Source organism: Streptomyces sp. NPDC047049 (assembly GCF_040643995.1).
In the GTDB taxonomy this organism is placed as follows: domain Bacteria; phylum Actinomycetota; class Actinomycetes; order Streptomycetales; family Streptomycetaceae; genus Streptomyces; species Streptomyces mooreae.
Genome location: NZ_JBEYVM010000002.1, coordinates 588707 through 606599, shown reverse-complemented (window position 1 = coordinate 606599; position 17893 = coordinate 588707). Strand labels below are relative to the sequence as shown.

20 protein-coding genes are annotated in these 17893 nt (G+C 71.2%); 10 read left to right on the top strand and 10 right to left on the bottom strand.

The window, feature by feature from the left end:
* Nucleotides 1-215 precede the first annotated feature (215 nt).
* A complete protein-coding gene (locus tag ABZ851_RS06755) occupies nucleotides 216-656 on the bottom strand; it encodes a gamma-glutamylcyclotransferase family protein (RefSeq protein WP_361123073.1) in 441 nt (146 codons plus the stop codon).
* 215 nt (nucleotides 657-871) lie between these two features.
* Here ABZ851_RS06755 and ABZ851_RS06750 point away from each other — a divergent pair, with 215 nt between their 5' ends.
* Nucleotides 872-1534: an ElyC/SanA/YdcF family protein gene (locus ABZ851_RS06750; RefSeq protein ID WP_336049067.1), complete on the top strand. Its 663-nt coding sequence runs from the start codon at nucleotides 872-874 to the stop codon at nucleotides 1532-1534.
* Nucleotides 1535-1604: 70 nt separating this feature from the next.
* Here ABZ851_RS06750 and ABZ851_RS06745 read toward each other — a convergent pair whose 3' ends face one another.
* Nucleotides 1605-2639 carry a hypothetical protein gene (locus ABZ851_RS06745; protein WP_361123070.1) on the bottom strand — a complete coding sequence of 345 codons (1035 nt, stop codon included), beginning with the start codon at nucleotides 2637-2639 and terminating at the stop codon, nucleotides 1605-1607.
* Nucleotide 2640: 1 nt separating this feature from the next.
* The gene (cutA, locus tag ABZ851_RS06740; protein ID WP_361123779.1) at nucleotides 2641-2937 is read right to left on the bottom strand and encodes a divalent-cation tolerance protein CutA; all 297 of its coding nucleotides are present in this window, start codon (nucleotides 2935-2937) and stop codon (nucleotides 2641-2643) included.
* A gap of 410 nt (nucleotides 2938-3347) precedes the next feature.
* Between cutA and ABZ851_RS06735 the strand changes: the two genes are divergently transcribed.
* Nucleotides 3348-3713: a cupin gene (locus ABZ851_RS06735; RefSeq protein ID WP_361123067.1), complete on the top strand. Its 366-nt coding sequence runs from the start codon at nucleotides 3348-3350 to the stop codon at nucleotides 3711-3713.
* Nucleotides 3714-3774: 61 nt separating this feature from the next.
* On the opposite strand, the gene ABZ851_RS06730 is transcribed toward ABZ851_RS06735, so the two are convergent.
* Together ABZ851_RS06730 and ABZ851_RS06725 are read right to left on the bottom strand one after the other, a co-directional pair.
* Nucleotides 3775-4563, bottom strand: a complete 789-nt coding sequence (locus tag ABZ851_RS06730; protein WP_361123064.1) for a TSUP family transporter — start codon at nucleotides 4561-4563, stop codon at nucleotides 3775-3777.
* A 168-nt stretch (nucleotides 4564-4731) separates the two neighbouring features.
* Complete coding sequence (locus tag ABZ851_RS06725; RefSeq protein WP_361123061.1) at nucleotides 4732-5760, bottom strand: hypothetical protein; 1029 nt, start codon at nucleotides 5758-5760, stop codon at nucleotides 4732-4734.
* Between the two features lie 170 nt (nucleotides 5761-5930).
* On the opposite strand from ABZ851_RS06725, the gene ABZ851_RS06720 reads away from it, so the two are divergent.
* Entirely contained in the window at nucleotides 5931-6785 is an 855-nt protein-coding gene (locus tag ABZ851_RS06720; protein ID WP_361123058.1) for an aldo/keto reductase, read from the top strand.
* A 46-nt stretch (nucleotides 6786-6831) separates the two neighbouring features.
* On the opposite strand, the gene ABZ851_RS06715 is transcribed toward ABZ851_RS06720, so the two are convergent.
* The 3 genes from ABZ851_RS06715 to ABZ851_RS06705 all read right to left on the bottom strand — a co-directional run bounded on the left by ABZ851_RS06715 (nucleotide 6832) and on the right by ABZ851_RS06705 (nucleotide 8183).
* Nucleotides 6832-7194 carry a hypothetical protein gene (locus ABZ851_RS06715; RefSeq protein WP_361123776.1) on the bottom strand — a complete coding sequence of 121 codons (363 nt, stop codon included), beginning with the start codon at nucleotides 7192-7194 and terminating at the stop codon, nucleotides 6832-6834.
* An 18-nt stretch (nucleotides 7195-7212) separates the two neighbouring features.
* On the bottom strand, nucleotides 7213-7710 hold the full coding sequence (locus tag ABZ851_RS06710; protein WP_361123055.1) for a hypothetical protein: 498 nt from the start codon (nucleotides 7708-7710) through the stop codon (nucleotides 7213-7215).
* 179 nt (nucleotides 7711-7889) lie between these two features.
* The gene (locus ABZ851_RS06705) at nucleotides 7890-8183 is read right to left on the bottom strand and encodes a hypothetical protein (RefSeq protein WP_361123052.1); all 294 of its coding nucleotides are present in this window, start codon (nucleotides 8181-8183) and stop codon (nucleotides 7890-7892) included.
* Nucleotides 8184-8370: 187 nt separating this feature from the next.
* Here ABZ851_RS06705 and ABZ851_RS06700 point away from each other — a divergent pair, with 187 nt between their 5' ends.
* The 5 genes from ABZ851_RS06700 (at nucleotide 8371) to ABZ851_RS06680 (ending at nucleotide 12632) form a co-directional block, all read left to right on the top strand.
* On the top strand, nucleotides 8371-9201 hold the full coding sequence (locus ABZ851_RS06700; RefSeq protein WP_361123049.1) for a helix-turn-helix transcriptional regulator: 831 nt from the start codon (nucleotides 8371-8373) through the stop codon (nucleotides 9199-9201).
* Nucleotides 9198-9485: a DUF397 domain-containing protein gene (locus ABZ851_RS06695; protein ID WP_361123046.1), complete on the top strand. Its 288-nt coding sequence runs from the start codon at nucleotides 9198-9200 to the stop codon at nucleotides 9483-9485. The genes ABZ851_RS06700 and ABZ851_RS06695 overlap by 4 nt, the downstream gene beginning before the upstream one ends.
* A gap of 351 nt (nucleotides 9486-9836) precedes the next feature.
* The gene (locus ABZ851_RS06690) at nucleotides 9837-11858 is read left to right on the top strand and encodes an Ig-like domain-containing protein (protein WP_361123043.1); all 2022 of its coding nucleotides are present in this window, start codon (nucleotides 9837-9839) and stop codon (nucleotides 11856-11858) included.
* A gap of 288 nt (nucleotides 11859-12146) precedes the next feature.
* Nucleotides 12147-12305 carry a hypothetical protein gene (locus tag ABZ851_RS06685; RefSeq protein ID WP_336048968.1) on the top strand — a complete coding sequence of 53 codons (159 nt, stop codon included), beginning with the start codon at nucleotides 12147-12149 and terminating at the stop codon, nucleotides 12303-12305.
* A gap of 39 nt (nucleotides 12306-12344) precedes the next feature.
* Nucleotides 12345-12632, top strand: a complete 288-nt coding sequence (locus ABZ851_RS06680; RefSeq protein WP_361123039.1) for a hypothetical protein — start codon at nucleotides 12345-12347, stop codon at nucleotides 12630-12632.
* Nucleotides 12633-12697: 65 nt separating this feature from the next.
* Here the strand turns inward: ABZ851_RS06680 and ABZ851_RS06675 are convergent, their stop codons facing one another.
* Nucleotides 12698-13768 (bottom strand): alcohol dehydrogenase catalytic domain-containing protein, encoded by a 1071-nt coding sequence (locus ABZ851_RS06675; protein WP_361123036.1) that lies wholly within the window; start codon nucleotides 13766-13768, stop codon nucleotides 12698-12700.
* Between the two features lie 136 nt (nucleotides 13769-13904).
* Nucleotides 13905-14837 (bottom strand): helix-turn-helix domain-containing protein, encoded by a 933-nt coding sequence (locus ABZ851_RS06670; protein ID WP_361123033.1) that lies wholly within the window; start codon nucleotides 14835-14837, stop codon nucleotides 13905-13907.
* A gap of 251 nt (nucleotides 14838-15088) precedes the next feature.
* Between ABZ851_RS06670 and ABZ851_RS06665 the strand changes: the two genes are divergently transcribed.
* Both ABZ851_RS06665 and ABZ851_RS06660 read left to right on the top strand, forming a co-directional pair.
* Nucleotides 15089-15466 (top strand): peptidase inhibitor family I36 protein, encoded by a 378-nt coding sequence (locus tag ABZ851_RS06665; protein WP_164993060.1) that lies wholly within the window; start codon nucleotides 15089-15091, stop codon nucleotides 15464-15466.
* Between the two features lie 290 nt (nucleotides 15467-15756).
* Nucleotides 15757-17802 (top strand): glycoside hydrolase, encoded by a 2046-nt coding sequence (locus ABZ851_RS06660; protein ID WP_361123030.1) that lies wholly within the window; start codon nucleotides 15757-15759, stop codon nucleotides 17800-17802.
* Nucleotides 17803-17893: the final 91 nt, after the last annotated feature.

Genomic DNA, 17893 nt, shown 5'->3' with positions numbered 1-17893 from the left:
TCTGCGGTTCGTCTGCGGTTCGGAAGCGTTCTGCGGTTCGGGAAGGGTTGCGGTCAGCGGTTACGGGGGCCTCGGCCGGTGACCGGAAGGGGCTCGTCCGGCGAGGAGTCGCCAGGTTATCCGGGCCGGTCGCCGGTGCCGCGGCGGCGCCCTGCCCGCCCGCGCGCCGGTGGCGTCCCGGCGGCGGGGGACGGGGGCGTTCTGCGGCGGAGCCGTCAGCCGGCCGCCGCTCTCGACGCCGGCCAGTCGCCGCCCTCGATGGGGGTGCCGGTGGCGCGCAGCCGGGCGGCGAGGCGGTCGGCGGCCAGGTAGACCCAGGCCCGTACGGTCCTGCCGTCCGCGCACACGGCGTCGGTGCGCACCCGCTCGTACAGGTTCTCCGGGTCTCCGGGGGCGTAGTCCTCCAGCCGGTCCAGGGTGGCGCACACCTCGTCGTAGTCGGTGTCGCGGGGCAGGACGAGGTCGCCGTGGACCACCGCGCCGGCCGGTCCGGCTGTGGCGTACGGGTAGCCGGGGCCGTCGTAGAGCAGCGCGCCACCGATATGGGCGGGCTCCTCGGCCGCGGTCCGGCCGCGCAGGGCCCAGGCGTGATTGGCCTCGCCGGGGCGCAGCGTTCCGTAGACGAAGAACGGCAGCCGCTCGGGCTCGGTGGTCATGGCGGTGCTTCCTCTCCGGGCCGTGGTGCTCCCTCTGCCACGATGCCAGGCCGCCGGCGCAACCAACACGGCGCGGCAGGCGTCGCAGCCAACGAGATCGATCACGACGGGTGTGGTCGGAAACGGGGGCACGGATGCGAGGGCAGGAACCGGGGCCAGTGCCGGGCGCAGGGCTGCGCGTATGGCAGCGCGTACGGCAGCGCGCAGAGAGCGGAATACGCCGGATACGGCTGCCGCGGACCCGGCGTGACCAGCGGCGCGCCTATCAGGCCGTCGTCGCCCTGACGGTGCTGGCGCTGGCGCCCGCGACCTGGATGAACGCAGCGGCGGGCCCCCGGGTGCGCGGTGTCGCGGACGCGCCCGCCGCACCCGTCGCCATCGTCTTCGGCGCGGGGCTGTGGAACGGCGCGCCGTCCCCGTACCTCGCCCACCGGCTGGACGCGGCCGCCGCGCTGTACGACCGGGGCACGGTCCGCGCGGTCCTGGTGACCGGCGACAACAGCCGGGACGACTACGACGAGCCGGATGCGATGCGCGCCTACCTGCTGCGGCACGGCGTCCCGGCCCGCAAGATCGTCAGCGACTACGCGGGCTTCGACACCTGGGACTCCTGCAGCCGTGCGCACCGGGTCTTCGGCGTGGACCGGGCGGTGCTGGTCAGCCAGGGCTTCCACATCCGGCGCGCGCTGGCGCTGTGTACGGCGGCCGGGGTCGACTCGTACGGCGTCGGGGTGGCCGCGAAGCACGATGTGACCTGGGCTTACGGCGGTGTCCGGGAGATCTTCGCGGCCGGGAAGGCGGCGGCGGACGCGCTGCTGCGGCCCGATCCGCACTTCCTCGGACCGCACGAGAAGGGGGTGGCGGAGGCGCTGCGTTAGCGAGCGCCCCGCCAACCCGGACCACACACCTAGATCACGATCACCTGGACCACGATCGCGTAGACCACGATCACGCCTGGGACGCCCGCGCGTAGAGGTTGAGGACCTTCTCGCCGAAGTACGGGCTGTAGGAGACGCGGTCGCTGTCCGGGCCCGTGGGGCCGCCCCCGTTGAGGCCGCCGATCAGGCCGATGACCCGGCCGGTCCCGCTGTCCTCGTCGAAGTCGGCCAGCCAGGGGCTGCCGGAGGTGCCGCCGTAGAACCCGCCGCAGTCCATGCGCAGTTCATGGGTGCCGGACAGCCGGCTGGTGCGGGTGGCGCAGCGTACGGCCTTGTCCTGGGGGTCGTGACGGACGTTCGGGTAGCCGACGACGGTGACGTCATTGGTGTAACCGGGCGTCGGGGAGAGGGTGTTGCCGCCGGTGATCTCCTCGACGGGCCGGCCGTCCTCGTCGGGGGCCACGGTGGCGAAGGCGAAGTCGAGGTCCGCCCCGGCGCCGGTGGTGCCACGGCCGGGATAGGCGAAGGTGTCCTCGATCGCCCACACCCCGTACGGCTGCTTGTCCGCGCCGGAACGATACTGCGGGACAAAAGCCGCCCTGGTGCCCGGATTGCAGTGCCCGGCGGTCAGGATCAGATTGCGGTGCGGGCTGTGCACCACGCTGGCGGTGCAGTGGTGCGCGCGGGAGTCCCCGTCGACGGAGAACAGCACACCGACGGACGGCACACCGTCGAAGTGCCGCGCGCGAGCGGCCGACTTGGCGGCGGGGGCGGCCTTGGTGACGGGCGCGGACCGGGCGTGGGCGGCCCGGTCCGAGGTGCCGCGCCCGGGGCCGGCCGGGGCGGCGGCCGCCATCCGGTCCGGCGTCCAGTAGGCGGCGGCGTCCCGGCTGGACCAGGTGGCGCCGGGGCGCGGGCTGGGGCTCGGCCCGTCGCCGTGCGCCGCCACGTGCGCAGCGTCCTGGGCGGCATGGCCCACGGAGGCGAGGGTCAGGCAGGCCGCCACACCGGCCACCGCGGTCCCGGCCGCGATCCAGCGCCGCCGGACCGGCCGCTTCCGCACGTGCCGCGTCGTCGCACCGCGCCCAGTGGTAATGCGTTCCACGTCAGCTCGTCTCCTTCGCGACCCAGGACAGATAGCCGGCGCCACCGTGGGTGACCGGCGTGGCGATGATCTCGGGGGTGTCGTAGTCGTGCGCCTGCAGGAGGTAGGCCTCCAGGGCCGCGTAGCGCGCCTGGGCCGTCTTGAACAGCACCTGCCATTCCTGGCCGGTCTCGATGGCGCCGTCCCAGCGGTACACCGAGGTCACCGGCGCACTGATCTGCGCGCAGGCGGCGACTCGCTGCTCGATCGCGCCGCGGGCCAGGTCCACGGCCTTGGCCTCGCTGTCGACGGTCGTCATGACGGTCAGGAACCGGGCGTCCGGGAGCCCGGCGGGTCCGGGTGGCCGGGTCGATTCGGTGGGGTCGGTCGGGTCGGTCGGGTCGGTCGGGTCGGCCACAGGTGCATCCTTCGCGGTGGGGGGCGGGAGGGATCGGGACAGACGGGACGGTGGGCCCGCGCCGCCGCCGGGCCGGCTCGCCCGGCGGCCACGGAACCGCTCCGCATCGTACGGACCGAGATGATCATCCCGGAAGGGACCGGCCCGCCCGACAGCGGTATGCACCCGGACGCCGCCCCTCCGTGAGCGGGCTCCCGGACGGTTTCCGGCCGGTCCCCGGCCCGTGGTCACGCTCCCCGGTTGCGTCCCGGGGCGCACCGGCAACGATGGAAAGGAAGCTCCGCCGCGTCCGCACGCGAAAGGCCGGCCTCATGGACGATCTCGATGCACTCGCCCGTCACCTGCTCGACGAGGCCATGACCTCCGCGCACGGACGCAGCGCCCACCTCTTCCTGCACGACGGCCCGCTGCGGCAGGCCGTGATCGCCCTGACCGCGGGCACCGAGCTGGACGAGCACAACACTCCCCCGGCAGCGAGCCTGCACGTCCTGTACGGCCGGGTCCGGCTGACCGGGCAGGGTGGCGGTCCGGAGCTGAAGGCCGGTCAGGTCGCGATGCTCCCGCGCGAACGGCACGGGCTGCTGGCCCTGGAGAACGCGGCGGTGGTGCTGACGGCCGTCACGGGAGTTCCGCTGAGCGAGCGCCGTACGGCGGCTGCGGCGGGGGCCCCTGGGTAGGGGCGCGGTGGCGCCCCGGGGCAGGGCCGCGGCGGGCGGACCGCGACAGCCCGCGCCGGGGTCAGGCCGCCAGCCACTGGTCGTAGGCCAGCTTGCACAGCAGGGCGACGACGACCACCACCAGGACGCCCCGTACGAAGCCGGCGCCGCGCTTGAGGGCCATCCGGGCGCCCACCAGGCCGCCGACGAGGTTGAACAGCGCCAGCAGTGCGCCGAGTTGCCACAGCACGGTGCCCTGGACCGCGAACATCGCCAGCGCGCCGACATTGGTGCAGACATTGACGACCTTGGCGGTGGCCGACGAGCTGACCAGGTCCATGTGGAGGATCGCGGTGAGCGCGACGACGAGGAACGCGCCGGTCCCGGGCCCGATCAGGCCGTCGTAGAAGCCGATGCCCAGGCCCGCGACGAGGACGGCCGCCACGACGCGGCGGCGGGAGACCGGGCCCGAGGGCGCGGGCGCGGTCCCGAAGGCCGGGCGGAAGAGGACGAAGGCGAGCACCCCCAGCAGGACGGCCATGATCAGCGGGCGCAGCACCTCGCTGTGGATACCCGCCGCGAAGAACGCCCCGGTCAGCGAACCGGCCATCGCGGCGAGGCCGATGCGCAAAGCGCTCCGGACATCGACCGGGGCCTTGCGGACGTAGGTGATCGCGGCCGCGGTGGTGCCCACGACGGCGGTGGACTTGTTGGTCCCGAGGACGTACGCGGCGGGTGTGTGCGGCAGGCCGACCAGCAGGGCGGGGAGCAGCAGCAGTCCGCCGCCGCCCACCACGGCGTCGATCCAGCCCGCCGCGAGGGCGGCCAGAGAGAGCAGGGTCACGGTGAACAGCGATATGTCAGGAGGCACCGGTTGATCTTATGAACCACGTCCCGCCCCGAGGGTGTGGCTCCCGCACGGGAGCCGCGCGGGGAGCCACGTCGGGAGCCCGTCGGGAGCTGAGTCGGTCACCGCGCCGGGAGCCGGCTCGCACGGCGACCCGCCCCCCGGACGCTCCGAGCCCCTGAGAGCCCTTGCCTACCGAGCCGCCGGCTGGTGGAGCCAGGGTGAGCTGGTGGCCCAGAAGATGGCGTCGGCCCCCAGGGTGTTGGTGCCGAAATCGGCGAACTCCTGCCGGGTGTACGGCTTCTTCGTATCAGGGTTCTTGTACTGGAAGTCGGGTTCCTGTACGGCCATGGCAACGATCGGGAGCTGCCCTCGGTATTTCTTGAAGAAGGGGTACGAGTTCTGCATCTGCGCCGGGCGGTTCGGCAGGATATCGGGTCCCCCGAGGCCGATTCCGTGCGCCTTGGCGAACTCGAAGGTGCGCTTCATGTAGCCGCGGCTGTTGTTCCATTCACCCGGCCAGAAGTTTACGTACTGGATGAACGGCGTCTTGGTGAAGACCTTCTTGCCGTAGGCCATGTTGGCGAGTTCCGCCTTGAAGTAGGCCTCGTCGCTGTATCCGGTGCGATCCTTCTTGGTGTCCACCTCGGTAGCGGTCTCCGGCAGGTTCACCCCGGCGAGGCGACCGTCGAACCGCTGGGCCAGCGCCTTCAGCAGGTGCTGGAAACGGCCGCGCACCTGCGGGTTCCATTGGGCTGCGACCGCTCCGGGCTCACCGGCCCCCAGGCCGTTCTCGTTCGTGGTCGGAGCCGCGCCACCCCTGTACTCCGGATCGTTCAACAGGTAGTCCGGGAGCCTGGTGGGCGCCGTGAAGAACCGGTCCTGGATCTGGAGGAAAAGCTTCTTGTGGCGGGGCTGCAATTCGCCCAGCACACGGTCGATCTCCGAGAAGTCGTACTGGTTCTTCTTCCGTTCGAGCATCTTCCACGGCACCACCAACTGCACACCGGCTATGTCGGGACGATCGATCAGGGGTTTCACCTCCGCATCGAAATCTCCCATGGATGCGTACAGGTAGTTTTTCGTCTCCTTGTTGCCGGATGCCGATGCGGACGCCTTGTCGGACACCGAAGCGGGAGCCCCGGAGGCCGTCCAGGCCGCACCCGCCAGGGTTATCGTCATGAGCACTCCGACACCGGCAGCAATGCGCTTGGTCACCATGAAGCCGATCGTGCCGTCCAGTCATAAGAGGGATGTAAGAACGGCGCGGGGCAGTTCAGGCTCCGCATGCACGGCAATCATGGATACCGGATGCCGATACCGATACCGATGCCGAGACTGATACTGGTGGCGATGGGGATGGGGATGGCGACAGCGAGGGGGCCGCGACCATGGGAAACGTCTTCGTGATCGGTGGGGAACTGCCCGTCCGGCGGGTGGGGTTCGGGACCGGTGGGCTCGTCGGGCCCGGGTACTGGGGGCCGCGGCACGACGATCCGCAGCGCTCCGTCGCGCTGCTGCGCCGGGCCGTCGAGCGCGGGGTCACCCTGATCGACACCGCCGACAACTACGGGCCCGACGTGGCCGAGGAGCTGGTGGCGCGCGCCCTGCATCCGTATCCGGACGGTCTGGTGATCGCGACGAAGGGCGGCGTGGTCCGTACCGGCCCGGACCGCTGGCACATCGCCGGGCGCCCGGAGGACCTGCGCGCCATGTGCGAGGCGAGCCTGCGGCGGCTGCGCACCGACACCCTCGGCCTCTACCAGTTGCACCGGCTGGACCCGCAGGTGCCGATGGCCGACCAGTTGGGCGCGCTGACCGAGCTCCAACAGGCGGGAAAGATCCGGCACATCGGCCTGGACTCCGTCAGCGCGGCCGAACTGACGCAGGCCCAGCGGCTCGCCACCGTCGCCTCCGTGCAGAACCGTTACAACCTGCTGGACCGCGCCGCGGAGGACGTCCTGGAGCTGTGCGAGAAGCGGGGCACGGCGTTTCTGCCGTGGTTCCCGTTGGGCAACGGCACGCTGGCCGGGGGCGCCGGCCCGACGCTCGCCACCGTCGCCGCCCGGCACGGCGCGACCCCCGGCCAGATCGCGCTGGCCTGGCTGCTGCACCGCTCCCCCGTCCTGCTGCCCACCCCCGGTACGGGCTCACCCGCCCACCTCGACGAGAACCTGGCCGCGACGGATATCGCCCTCACGGAAGGGGACTTGGCCGACTTGGCCCGGCTGGACGCCTCGGGGTAGCCACGCGGCCCGCAGACACCCGGACAGGAGGCGGCGCCGACGGCCCTCATCGCTCCGCCCCCACCAGTTCCACGGCGCCACCGCGGTCCGGGACGCTGTACCCGGCCGGTGCCCGGTCGGGTGCGGGCGGGGCGGCCGGGGTGACCGTCCGGGACACCAGGGCGGCAGCCGCGGCCGTGGACATACCGGGCGGGCCGCACAGATAGACATCGTGTTCCACCAGGTCCGGGACGAGGTTGCGCAGGGCCCGGGGCGCCAGCGGGTCGAAGGGGCCGTCGGACGGACCGAGGAGGTAGTGCAGCGCCGCGCCCCTGGCGGCGGCGATCCGCTCCAGCTCCTCGCGCAGCACCAACTGGGCGGCGTTGCCCGCCCGGTAGAGGAGCGTGAGGTCACCCGGGTCGCCCGGCAGGGTGGTCGCCGCACGCCTTCACGGTGATCCGGTGTGGGCGAGGCACAGGGTCAGGACATGGCGGCCGCCGAGCGCGTGCCGGCGGGCCAGCCGGTCGGCGCCGACGCCGTGTTCGACGGCCGGGACCCGGGCCATCAGCAGCAGCATCACCAGGATTCCGGAGCCCGCGAGCAGTCCACTGAGGTGGGCCAGGGTGGCGAACAGCGCGTCGAGCCGCATCGAGGGCTCGGCCTGCACCAGCCACAGGCCGACGACCAGCACCGCACCCCCGGCCAGCACCCGCCTCAGCGCCGTCGGTGTCAGGCGCGGCGGAGGCGCGGGCACCGGCGACCTGCGCTGTGTCCTGCGTGGCACCCTGCGCGGCGCGCGGACGGGCCGGGGCGGCAGGGGCCGGGGGTCGAGTCGCGCGTACAGCGGATGGGTGGGCGGCGGGTCGGCGGGGCCCGGAGTCGGGGCACCAGCACCGGGCGCACCGCCCGGTGCGTACCCGTCGCTGAGGTCGGCCTGGATCGTCACGGCCTCGAAAATACGGCTGCCCGGACACCGGAAAGAGCAGGTCAAGCCCCTTTCCGCCGATCCTTAAGGCAGCCTTGAGGATCGGCTGACCGAGGGTTAAGAACCGCGGCTTCCCCAGCCCGCTCCATGGTGGGCGCGGACGTCATCCCGAACGCCTCCGGCACAAGCTGCGGGTCCGCTCAGCCCTCGCCGTCCCGTGCGGCCAGCCGGGCGCCGAGGCTCTCCGCGACGCGGTGCACCTCGGCGAGGGATTCGGTCAACTCGACCGTCAGCAGGTGCAGTTCGCCGGAGGTCCAGGTCCGCCCCGCCAGGACGCGCCGCGCCTGGGCGAGGAGTTCGGCGGCCAGCGCCATCTGCGCCGCCTCCATGGCGTCGGCGACACGGGACACGTACCCGGTCCCGTCGCTGACGAGAAAGCACGGCTTGCCCTCCGGGCCGGTCCACGGCAGGAGCCGCGCGATGGCGTCGGTCATGTTGTCCACTCCGTAACTACGGGCTTGTGCGTGGCGCCGGCTGGACCCGGCTCGGATACCGGGTGTAGCCAAATGGTCACCCGAACAACGCAACAGGCAATAAAATGGGGGCGCTTGAACCGGCCTCGCTCAAGTCTGCGACCTGCCGCGAGGCCGGTATGCACGCACAGGACGAGAGGTCACCGCGTTGGACGAGACGACGCCGCCCGAGCACTTGAATCCGCTGGAGCGATTCGGCCGCGACATCAGACAGGTCCGGCTGGCCCGCAAGCTCACGCAGAAGCAGCTGGGCAGGGCCACGGGCTACTCCGAGGGGTACGTCAGCAAGGTCGAGTCCGGCACGCTGCTCCCCAGACCCAGCCAGAAGTTCGCCAAGGGCTGCGATCTCACCTTCGGGACGGGCGACTTGTTCTCGGGGATGTTGGAGAGGATTGACGACGGGGAGCACCCGAGTTGGTTCGTGCCGTATCTCAACCTGGAGCGGAAGGCTTCGCGGATCCTGACCTACCAGACGAACCTCGTGGCAGGAATGGTCCAGACAGAGGGCTATGCACGGTCCGTCTTCCGCGTATCCAACCCTCATGCGAGTGCGGAGGCGATCGAGGACAAGGTTGCGGCGCGACTACGACGGCGTGAGGTGTTCGAGCGGGAGGCTCCGCCCCACCTGTGGGTCATCCTTCATGAGGCCTGCCTGCGAACCACGGTCGGTGGCGCCGAGGTCATGACCGGACAGCTCGACTACCTGCTGACGGTGGGCACATCACCACGCGTCGAGCTCCAGGTGATGCCCTTCTCCGCAGGCATCCCGGCCACGTCCTCGATGCCCTTCATCGTGTTGCGCTTTCCGACTTCCCGCACGGTGTTATACACGGAGACCCGAGTAGGGGCCCGGATGCACGACTCCGAACAAGCGGTCGAGGCGGCCCTGGACGACTATGATCTGCTTAGGGCGAATGCGCTGTCCCCGGATGAGTCGTTACCCCTGATCAAGTCTCTGCTGAAGGAGTACCGAGCATGAGCCCCGACTTGGATCTTGCCGTCGCCACGTGGGTCAAGTCGTCCTACAGCGAGGGCAACGGCGGAGACTGCATCGAGTTCTCCCGCGATTTCACGTGGACCAAGTCGTCCTACAGCGAAGGCAACGGCGGGGCGTGCGTCGAATTCTCCCGCGCCCTCACCGAAGCCCACGGCCTCGTCCCCGTCCGCGACTCCAAGAACCCGGACGGACCGGCGCTCGTCTTCCCCGCGGGTGGCTGGTCCTCGTTCATCACCGCGGTCAAGGGCGGTGAGTTCGCCGGCTGAGTCCCGGCGGCACCTCTGCAGGATGACGGCCCCCGCTGCCCGGCGGGGGCCGTCGTCATGCCGGCGTGCGGCCGAAGGGGTCGGTACGCGCCGCTGACGCGCGCTGCGCCATACGGGCGAAACCGATCGTCAACCATGGCGCGGCGTCCGGCGGTTCCCTTCAATCGGTGCTACCGACGGTGGGGTGCCCATCCCCTGTCGGGGGACCATGGACGGCTGCCGGTGCGATGCGGCTTCGTCGTGTTCTTCAGGGCACCCCCGACAGGTGAGCGCGCCCGGGCGGTTCCCTGCCCTCCTGCGCGCAGCAGCTCCCCACCTCCTTCATGGAGCCTTCGAAAGGGGCTGTCCAACATGGCACTCGCTCTCACACTCACTCCGTCCTCGGTCACGACGGGCCAGACCTTCCAAGCCGCTGTCACCGGTGCCGTAGCGGGAGAGCCGATCACCTTCACGTACGACGCGGCAGTCCCGCAGACCGTGGTCGCCGACGGCACCGGCAATGCCAGCGTCACCTTCACGGGGACCACGTCGGGCGCGGTGACGGCCGCCGGTGCCACCAGTGGCGCCGCCACCGCAAGCGTGACCGTTACCGCACCCGTCAACTGTGTGGTCACGCTGACCTCCACGCCCGCCAACCCGACCGCCGGGCAGCCGGTCACCCTCACCGCCACCGTCACCTGCAACGGCACCCCCGTCGAGGGCGCGACCGTCGTCTTCGCCACGACCAGCGGTTCCCTGGGGGTCGGCGTCACGACCGCCGCGGGCCAAGCCACCCTCACCACCAGCGCGCTGCCGGTCGGAGTGAACGCCGTCACGGCCACCGTGACCGCCGCCACCACCACCTGCATCTGCATCGGCGTCAGCGCAACGGCAAGCGTGACCGTCACCGCGCCGCAGAACTGCGCGATCACCCTGACCTCCACGCCCGCCAACCCGGCCGCCGGACAGCCGGTCACCCTCACCGCCACCGTCACCTGCGGCGGCGTACCCGTCCCCGGCGCGACCGTGCTCTTCACGACCACGAGCGGTTCCCTGGGGGTCGGCGTCACGACCGCCGCGGGCCAAGCCACCCTCACCACCAGCTCGCTGCCCGCCGGGGCCAACGTCGTCACCGCCACCGTGATCGCGGCCACCACCACCTGCACCTGCATCGGCACCGCCGCCACGGCAACCGTGAACGTCACCGCGCCGCAGAACTGCGCGATCACCCTGACCTCCACGCCCGCCAACCCGACCGCGGGCCAGCCGGTCACCCTCACCGCCACCGTCACCTGCGGCGGCGTACCCGTCCCCGGCGCGACCGTGCTCTTCGCGACCACGAACGGGCCCCTGGGGGTCGGCGTCACGACCGCCGCGGGCCAGGCCACCCTCACCACCAGCCTGCTGCCCGCCGGTGCCAACGTGGTCACGGCCACCGTGATCGCGGGCACCAGCACCTGCACCTGCATCGGTGTGGCCGCCACGGCAACCGTGAACGTCGGAGCCGCGCAGAGCTGCGCCGTCACCCTGACGTCCAGCCCGGCCAACCCGACCGCGGGCCAGCCGGTCACCCTCACCGCCACCGTCACCTGCGGCGGCGTACCCGTCCCCGGCGCGATCGTGCTGTTCAGCACCACCGGCGGCCCGGTCGGCCTCGGCCTCACCAACGCCTCCGGCCAGGCCACCGTCACCACCAGCGCGCTGCCCGTCGGCAGCACCGTCGTCACCGCCACCGTGCTCACCGCCAACGCCAGCTGCAACTGCGTCGGCGTCGCCGCGACGACCACCGTGACCGTCGGGGCGACGCCGGCCTGTGTCGTCACCGTGACGTCGTCGCCGGAGAAGCCGGCCGCCGGGCAGCCGGTCACCCTCACCGCCACCGTCACCTGCAACGGCGTACCCGTCCCCGGCGCGATCGTGCTGTTCAGCACCACCGGCGGCCCGGTCGGCCTCGGCCTCACCAACGCCTCCGGCCAGGCCACCGTCACCACCAGCGCGCTGCCCGCCGGCAGCACCGTCGTCACCGCCACCGTGCTCACCGCCAGCCCCAGCTGCAACTGCCTCGGTGCCTTCGGGACCGTGACCGTGACCGTGGGCGTGGGCGGCGGGACGGGCCTCACGGCGCACCCCGCCTGCTACCGGATCAACACTCCCCCGCTGCCCTCGGCCTTCGCCACTGCCACGTTCAGCGCGAGTGGCGCAACCCCCGGCTCGACGGTCACCTTCCACCTGGACGGTGCCGCAGGCCCGGTGGTGTGCACCGCCGTCGCCGACGCGAGCGGGAACGCCAGCTGCACGGCCACCCTCACCGTCGGCCAGGTGCTGTTCACCAGCTACACCGCGACCAGCGGCGGCGCCTCGTCGTCCAGCACCCTGTCCATCTGCCTCCCCTGACAGCCGGCCCCGGTTCGCGTACCGCGGCCGGAAACGCCGTACCGCAGCTCACCTGAACCGGCTTGACCGGCAAAGGAGTTGGTGAACGGCACGGCAGCACGACCGACTGAAAGGCCAGCTGAACGGCCGGCGAAAAGTCGGCAGAACGGCCGTCCCCCGTAGTGCAAGTACGGGGGACGGCCGCTGGACCCCAAGGATAGGCCCCGGGGCACGGCGGTACGCCTGCCGGCCGACGGGGCCGTCGACCCGTATGGCAAGACGCCACAGAAGGAACAGAAGGAGCGGAACATGGGCTGCAATTGCGGCGGCGGTGCCCGCCCGACCGTCACCATCTACCAGCTGAACCTGCCCGACGGCACCGTGCGCCAGTACTACACCTGGCAGGAGGCCGACGCGGCCAATCAGCGCGCGGGCGGCATCGGCACCATCCTCGTCCTCAATCAGTAGCGGCCGGCCGGGTGCCCGCACGGTGACGGGGTGGATCTCATGAGCCTTGTGGTGTTTCTCCTTTCTCTCGGCGCGACGTGCCGGATCACCAGATTCCTGACCAAGGACTCGCTCGCGGCGGGATTCCGCTCCTGGGTGGCCGGCCGGTTCGGCGACGATTCCAAACCCGCCTATCTGGTCAGCTGCAGCTGGTGTGCCGGCATCTGGGTGGCGTCCGCCACGGCCCCGCTCGCTCATTGGACCGGAGGAACCACCGGATTCCAGATCATCGCGACGGCGCTGTCCCTCGCCTATCTCGCCGGGCTGGCTTCCCGGTGGCTCGATTGAGCCGGGAAGGGAGAGACGGGACGGGAGACGATAAACAGGAAATCTCTCGTTCCGGCGATGACCGCCTACGCACCACCCGCATCGAAGTGAATCAGCGGCTTGATGATTCCGTCCTCTTTCGAGGCCATCATGGCAAAGGCGCGTTCGATCTGGTCGAAACCGAATGCGTGGGTGGTCATCGGGGTGGGGTCGACCTTTCCGTTCTCCAGCAACCGGAAGATCCGCCGGAGCCACCCCCGGCCGCCACGGTTGAACCCGGCGTAGACCTGCTTGTCGGACATGCCGTAGCCGAACGGCTCCAGGGGGATCCGCAGCGGCTCGTGCACCTCGCCGTGGTATCCGACATTGGAGATCCGGCCTCCCGGCTTCGTGACCCGGAAGGCCGCCTCCCAGGTCTGCGGGGTGCCCAGCGCCTCGATGGCGGCGTCGACCCCCTGGCCGTCGGTCAGCTCCATGATCCGCGCGACCGGATCGCACCGGGTGTGGTCGACGATCAGATCGGCGCCGAAGCGGCGGGCGAGTTCCTGGCGGGCGGGGACCGACTCGACGGCGATGATCAGGCCCGCGCCGAGCAGCCCGCAGCCGATCGTCGCCGACAGCCCCACCGCGCCCTGGGCGAAGACCGCGACGGTCTCCCCCAGGGCGAGTTCCGCGTGTTCGGCGGCGACGAAGCCGGTGGAGAGCATGTCGGTGGCGTACAGGGCCTGGTGGTCACAGAGCGCGGCGGGAATCGGGGCGAGGTTGGCCTCGGCGTTGTTGACCAGGAAGTACTCGGCGAGGTTCCCGTCCCGCCGGGTGGTGAAGCGCGCGCCGCCCAGCATCCGCCCCTGACACTGCGAGGAGAACCCGCGCTGGCAGGAATCGCACTGGAAGCAGGGCGTGATCCCGGCCACCGCGACCCGTTGGCCTTCGGCCAGCCCCTCGACGGCCGAGCCGAGCGCATGGACGACACCGACCGCCTCATGTCCCAGCGTCACATCCGGCGCGACCGGCATCGCGCCCCTCATGGTGTGCACATCGGTGGTGCACACCATGGCCGCGGTGGTGCGCACGACCGCATCGGTGGGGCCGGGTTCGGGGACCGGCTTCTCGATGACGGCGACCTCACCGACCCTCCGGAGAACGAAAGCCCTCATGTCCTCGCTCTTCCCGCAGAAGAGGTCCGGTGGCGGTCGGGCCGTCATCTTCCGCCCGTTCGGCCGACCGCCCGTCCGGCCGCCGCCGGCTCTGCCTCGCCCGCTGACCGCGCGCCGCTCGCCGCTCGCCCGGTGGTCACATGGCATGCGCGAGCAGCCGGTCCGCCTCGCCGGTGCGCTGGTAGCGGACACTGCTGCCGTCCCGCATCCGGGTGAGCAGGCCCGCCCGGTACAGGCGGGTGAGGTGGTACGAGACCGTGGACGGGCTGAGGTGGTGCACCGCGGCGAGGCGGGTGGTGGTGAACGGCCGGTCCAGGCTGGAGAGCAGCATCAGCCGCGTATGGCCGAGAACTTCACTCAGTACCTCACCCGCTCGCTGCGGCGTCCGGGGCCGGCCGCCGCCCCCGGACGGCCGCAGGGCCGGATAGACAAGGCAGAGCCGGTAGCCCGCACGGTGGTCCAGCGCCAGGAAGCACCGGGTGGCCAGGGTGGACGGGACGAGGGCGATCTCCCGGTCGTACGCGGAGTTCAGCTCGGTGTCGTTGGCGACGCACAGGGTGCCGTCGCGATAGGAGACCGAGGGGTGGAGCGAGGCGAGGCAATGGGCCAGCCCCCGCTTGGCGATGACGCCCGCGCGGCAGAGGATGTCCTCCTCCGCCTGCTCCTCGATCACCGGCCAGTGAGGCTCCAGACAGAGCCGGAAGAACCGCTCGATCTCTTCCACGAACCGCTGGGTGAACCTGTCGTCCCCTCGCACCGCTGCCTCCTGGAGGGCCTGCAGCGCACGGGCGCGGGGCCGGGACGTGGTGGACGACGACAGGGAGAGGGCCAGGTACCAGGCCTTCGCCTCGTCGGGAACGGCCTGCACCGCCCGGGAGGAGGCCGAGCCGGACACCCGCTCCAGCGAGGAGCCGCGGACGGCGGTGGGCACGAGTTCGCCGCTGTCTCCCAGCAGGTGGGAAAGGAACTGCAGCCGCTTCCACAGCCGCGGGTCACGGGCCGTACGAGCCCACGGCGGCTCTCCCGGCATGGTGTGCGGCGCGAACCATCTGTGCTGAATCGCCGTCACGGTCTCCATCATGGGCGATACCGCAAAGCGGATCGATTCCAGAGACCGTGCACTCAATTTCATCCGGATCACCGGCAACTCCCCCGTAAACCCATGCCATGCGCCACGTCACACGTCACGCGTCACGCGTCACACCTCACGCGTCGCGTCCATTCGAACCTCGTCGAATGGCCTTCCACGCATGCGTGACTGCCTCTTGAATCGAGCCTATAGCGGGGAACGGCCCCGCACTCACGAGAGGAAGAATGCGGATGATGCGCAAGGCGATTCTGAGCGCCGGAGCCATGTCACTGAGCGTCATGGCCCTGATCGGTTTCGGTCCGGTCGCTCACGCTGACAACGGCGCGTGCCCGAAGAACAGTTTCTGCCTGTTCGAGCACGACAACTTCCTGGGCGGACGAGCCGTGTTTCACAAAACCACCAGGCATCTGGGATATCGCGAGTTCGACAACGGCGTCACGGTGGGCGACAACGCCAGCTCAATGATCAACAACATGGGCGTGGCCGTGGGGCTCTATCAGGACGGCGACTGCACGGGCAGGCATTACAACGCCCGCAAGGAAAGCACCGATTCCGACTTCAGCAACAACGCCTTCGACAACAAGGCCAGTTGCCTCGTCGTCAGCTAGCGCCCTTTCTCTGGATCACCTCATTGGCCGGATGTCCCTCCCGGCAAGGAGGGGCAGGAAACACGGCAGCAACACGGCGAGTTCCTGAGTCCTGGGCCGGCGGCATCGCGCTCGCCCGGTCGGTGAGGTGATCCGAAGGGGGTACGCGGCATCGGCCGGCGCAGCCGCGTCCCGGCGAGGCAGCGGGGCGGCCGTGGCACCGCCGCGCGAGACCGGCCGACGCGCACGAGCCCGAGCGGCATCGCCGCCCTCTTAGAACTCTCTTATTCCCGTTGCCTATTCACTCAGGTATGACATTCCACCTCCCCACGGTCACGGGCCGACGCCGCCGCAGCACCCGGGCCCTCGCCGCCTCACTCGCGCTCACCGCAACCACCGTCGGACTCACCGGCTGTGACAGCGCCTCGGCCGGCACCCTGGAGGGCAGCCGCCTTACGCTCCCCGTCTCCGGCGGCACGGCCGTCGTCGACACCGCCTCGCTGGCCGTGAAGGCACACACCGAGGACGGGCGGCAGCTGGTGCTGTCGGCCCCGGCCGGCGGCGGGCTCGGCGAGCCGGGGCCGGTGACCCGTACGGCCGACGGGGCGCGCTGGAGCTACCCCGGCAAGGGGCTGAAGGTGACGGCGAGTTCGGTGCGCGGACGGCTGCGGATCAGGCTGCGGGCGGACCGTGACGGGTCGGTCGACTGGCCGGTGACCGGCACCGACCGGGCCGCCTCCGCCGTGCAGGTCCCGCGCGGTGAGGGGCTGGACATCCCGGTGAAGGACGCCTTCTGGAACGCCGGACCGGAGAAGGGCGGGCTGGCCGGCAGCACCGTCGACATGGGCGAGGCCCTGTCCCTGCCCCTGTGGGGCTACTCCATGGGCGGGGCGGACGGTAAGGGCGGGGCGAGCGGCAAGGGCGGGGCGAGCGGCAAGGGCGGGAGCGGCGTCAGTTACCTCACCCCCACCGACCTCGGCACCTCGCTGCACTTCGCCTCCACCGGCGGGCGGCTGCGCACCACGGCCCGGCACGCCTTCGACGCCGGGGAGGGCACCCGCGACTACGAGGTCTCCTTCGCCCTCACCGACGGCAATCCGGTCGCCCCGGCCGCCGACTACCGCTCCTATCTCGCGCAGCACGGCCGGCTCGGCAGCCTGCGCAAGAAGATCCGGCAGAACCCGGCCACCGAAAAGCTGCTGGGTGCGTTCCACGCCTATGTGTGGGGCGAGGCGCGCACCGCCCCCGGGGTCGAGGCGCTGAAGAAGCTGGGCGTGGACCGGATGTGGCTGGGCTACGACTCCGGTCCCGACCCGATGAAGGCGCCGGCGGTGCAGGCCGCCAAGAAGGCGGGCTACCTCGTCGGCCCGTACGACACCTTCGCCAACGGCCAGGACCCCGAGAAGGCCGACAGCCCCACCTCCGTCTGGCCGGACCGGGTCTATCCCGACTTCTGTGTACGCAAGGCCGACGGCACCCCGGTGACGGGCTTCGGCAACCGCGGCTGCTACCTCAGCTCGCACGCCTTCGAGAAGGCCGAGCCGACGAAGCACTACCTCGCCGACCGGACCCGCACGATGGTCGCCAACGGCGCGGACAGCTACTTCCTCGACGTGGATGCGACGGGAGAGCTGTTCCGCGATCACGGCAAGGGCCATGAGATGACCAAGGCCGGCGACCGCGCGAGCCGGCTGGCCCGGATGGTGCGGCTGTCGAAGAACCTCGTCCTTGGTTCGGAGGGCGCTCAGGCGTGGGCCAACAAGGTGCTGGCCTACAACCACGGCTCCGGCACCCCGGTCGACGACGGCCTGTGGGCCCTGGAGCGGGACAAGAAGACGTGGGGCGGCTACGCGCCGGAGAAGGCCCCCGGCGCCTTCTTCAAGCCGGTCCGGCTGCCCGCCCGGATGGCCACCGCCATGTACGACCCCAAGTACCGCGCGCCGCTCTACGAGACCGCACTGCACGGCTCGCTGGTGAACGTGGAGCGCTGGGAGCTGTCGTACCAGAAGCTGCCGGCCCAGAAGACCACCCGGGCGCTGCTGGCGATGCTCTACAACACCCCGCTGAACTTCGTTCTCGACGGCCCGACGCTGCAGAAGGACGGGCCACAGCTCGCCGCGCTGCAGAAGTTCTTCTCGCCGCTGCACCGCGCCGCCGGCACGCAGCAGCTGACCTCGTTCCGGTGGCTGACCGGTGATCGCAGCGTTCAGCGCACGGTCTTCGGCAAGGGCGCGCTGACCGTCACCGCCAACTTCGGCAGCAAGGCCCACGGCGGCCTGCCGGGCGGCTGTGTGGATGCCGAGCTGGCCACCGACCAGCAGCCGCGGCGGCTGTGCCCGGCGCAGCTGAACGGCTGACCGGCCGGCCGGCACCCCAGCTGACCTGCTGACCTTCCGGAGGGCGGCGGCCCGCGCGGCGGCCGCCCTCACACGGCGGCCGCCGCGCCAC

Coding starts and splice junctions, on each gene's coding strand:
- ABZ851_RS06755 (WP_361123073.1), bottom strand. CDS start 656: ATGACCACCGAGCCCGAGCGGCTGCCGTTCTTCGTCTACGGAACGCTG.
- cutA (WP_361123779.1), bottom strand. CDS start 2,937: ATGACGACCGTCGACAGCGAGGCCAAGGCCGTGGACCTGGCCCGCGGC.
- ABZ851_RS06735 (WP_361123067.1), top strand. CDS start 3,348: ATGGACGATCTCGATGCACTCGCCCGTCACCTGCTCGACGAGGCCATG.
- ABZ851_RS06725 (WP_361123061.1), bottom strand. CDS start 5,760: ATGGTGACCAAGCGCATTGCTGCCGGTGTCGGAGTGCTCATGACGATA.
- ABZ851_RS06720 (WP_361123058.1), top strand. CDS start 5,931: ATGGGAAACGTCTTCGTGATCGGTGGGGAACTGCCCGTCCGGCGGGTG.
- ABZ851_RS06705 (WP_361123052.1), bottom strand. CDS start 8,183: ATGACCGACGCCATCGCGCGGCTCCTGCCGTGGACCGGCCCGGAGGGC.
- ABZ851_RS06695 (WP_361123046.1), top strand. CDS start 9,198: ATGAGCCCCGACTTGGATCTTGCCGTCGCCACGTGGGTCAAGTCGTCC.
- ABZ851_RS06690 (WP_361123043.1), top strand. CDS start 9,837: ATGGCACTCGCTCTCACACTCACTCCGTCCTCGGTCACGACGGGCCAG.
- ABZ851_RS06685 (WP_336048968.1), top strand. CDS start 12,147: ATGGGCTGCAATTGCGGCGGCGGTGCCCGCCCGACCGTCACCATCTAC.
- ABZ851_RS06680 (WP_361123039.1), top strand. CDS start 12,345: ATGAGCCTTGTGGTGTTTCTCCTTTCTCTCGGCGCGACGTGCCGGATC.
- ABZ851_RS06675 (WP_361123036.1), bottom strand. CDS start 13,768: ATGAGGGCTTTCGTTCTCCGGAGGGTCGGTGAGGTCGCCGTCATCGAG.
- ABZ851_RS06665 (WP_164993060.1), top strand. CDS start 15,089: ATGATGCGCAAGGCGATTCTGAGCGCCGGAGCCATGTCACTGAGCGTC.
- ABZ851_RS06660 (WP_361123030.1), top strand. CDS start 15,757: ATGACATTCCACCTCCCCACGGTCACGGGCCGACGCCGCCGCAGCACC.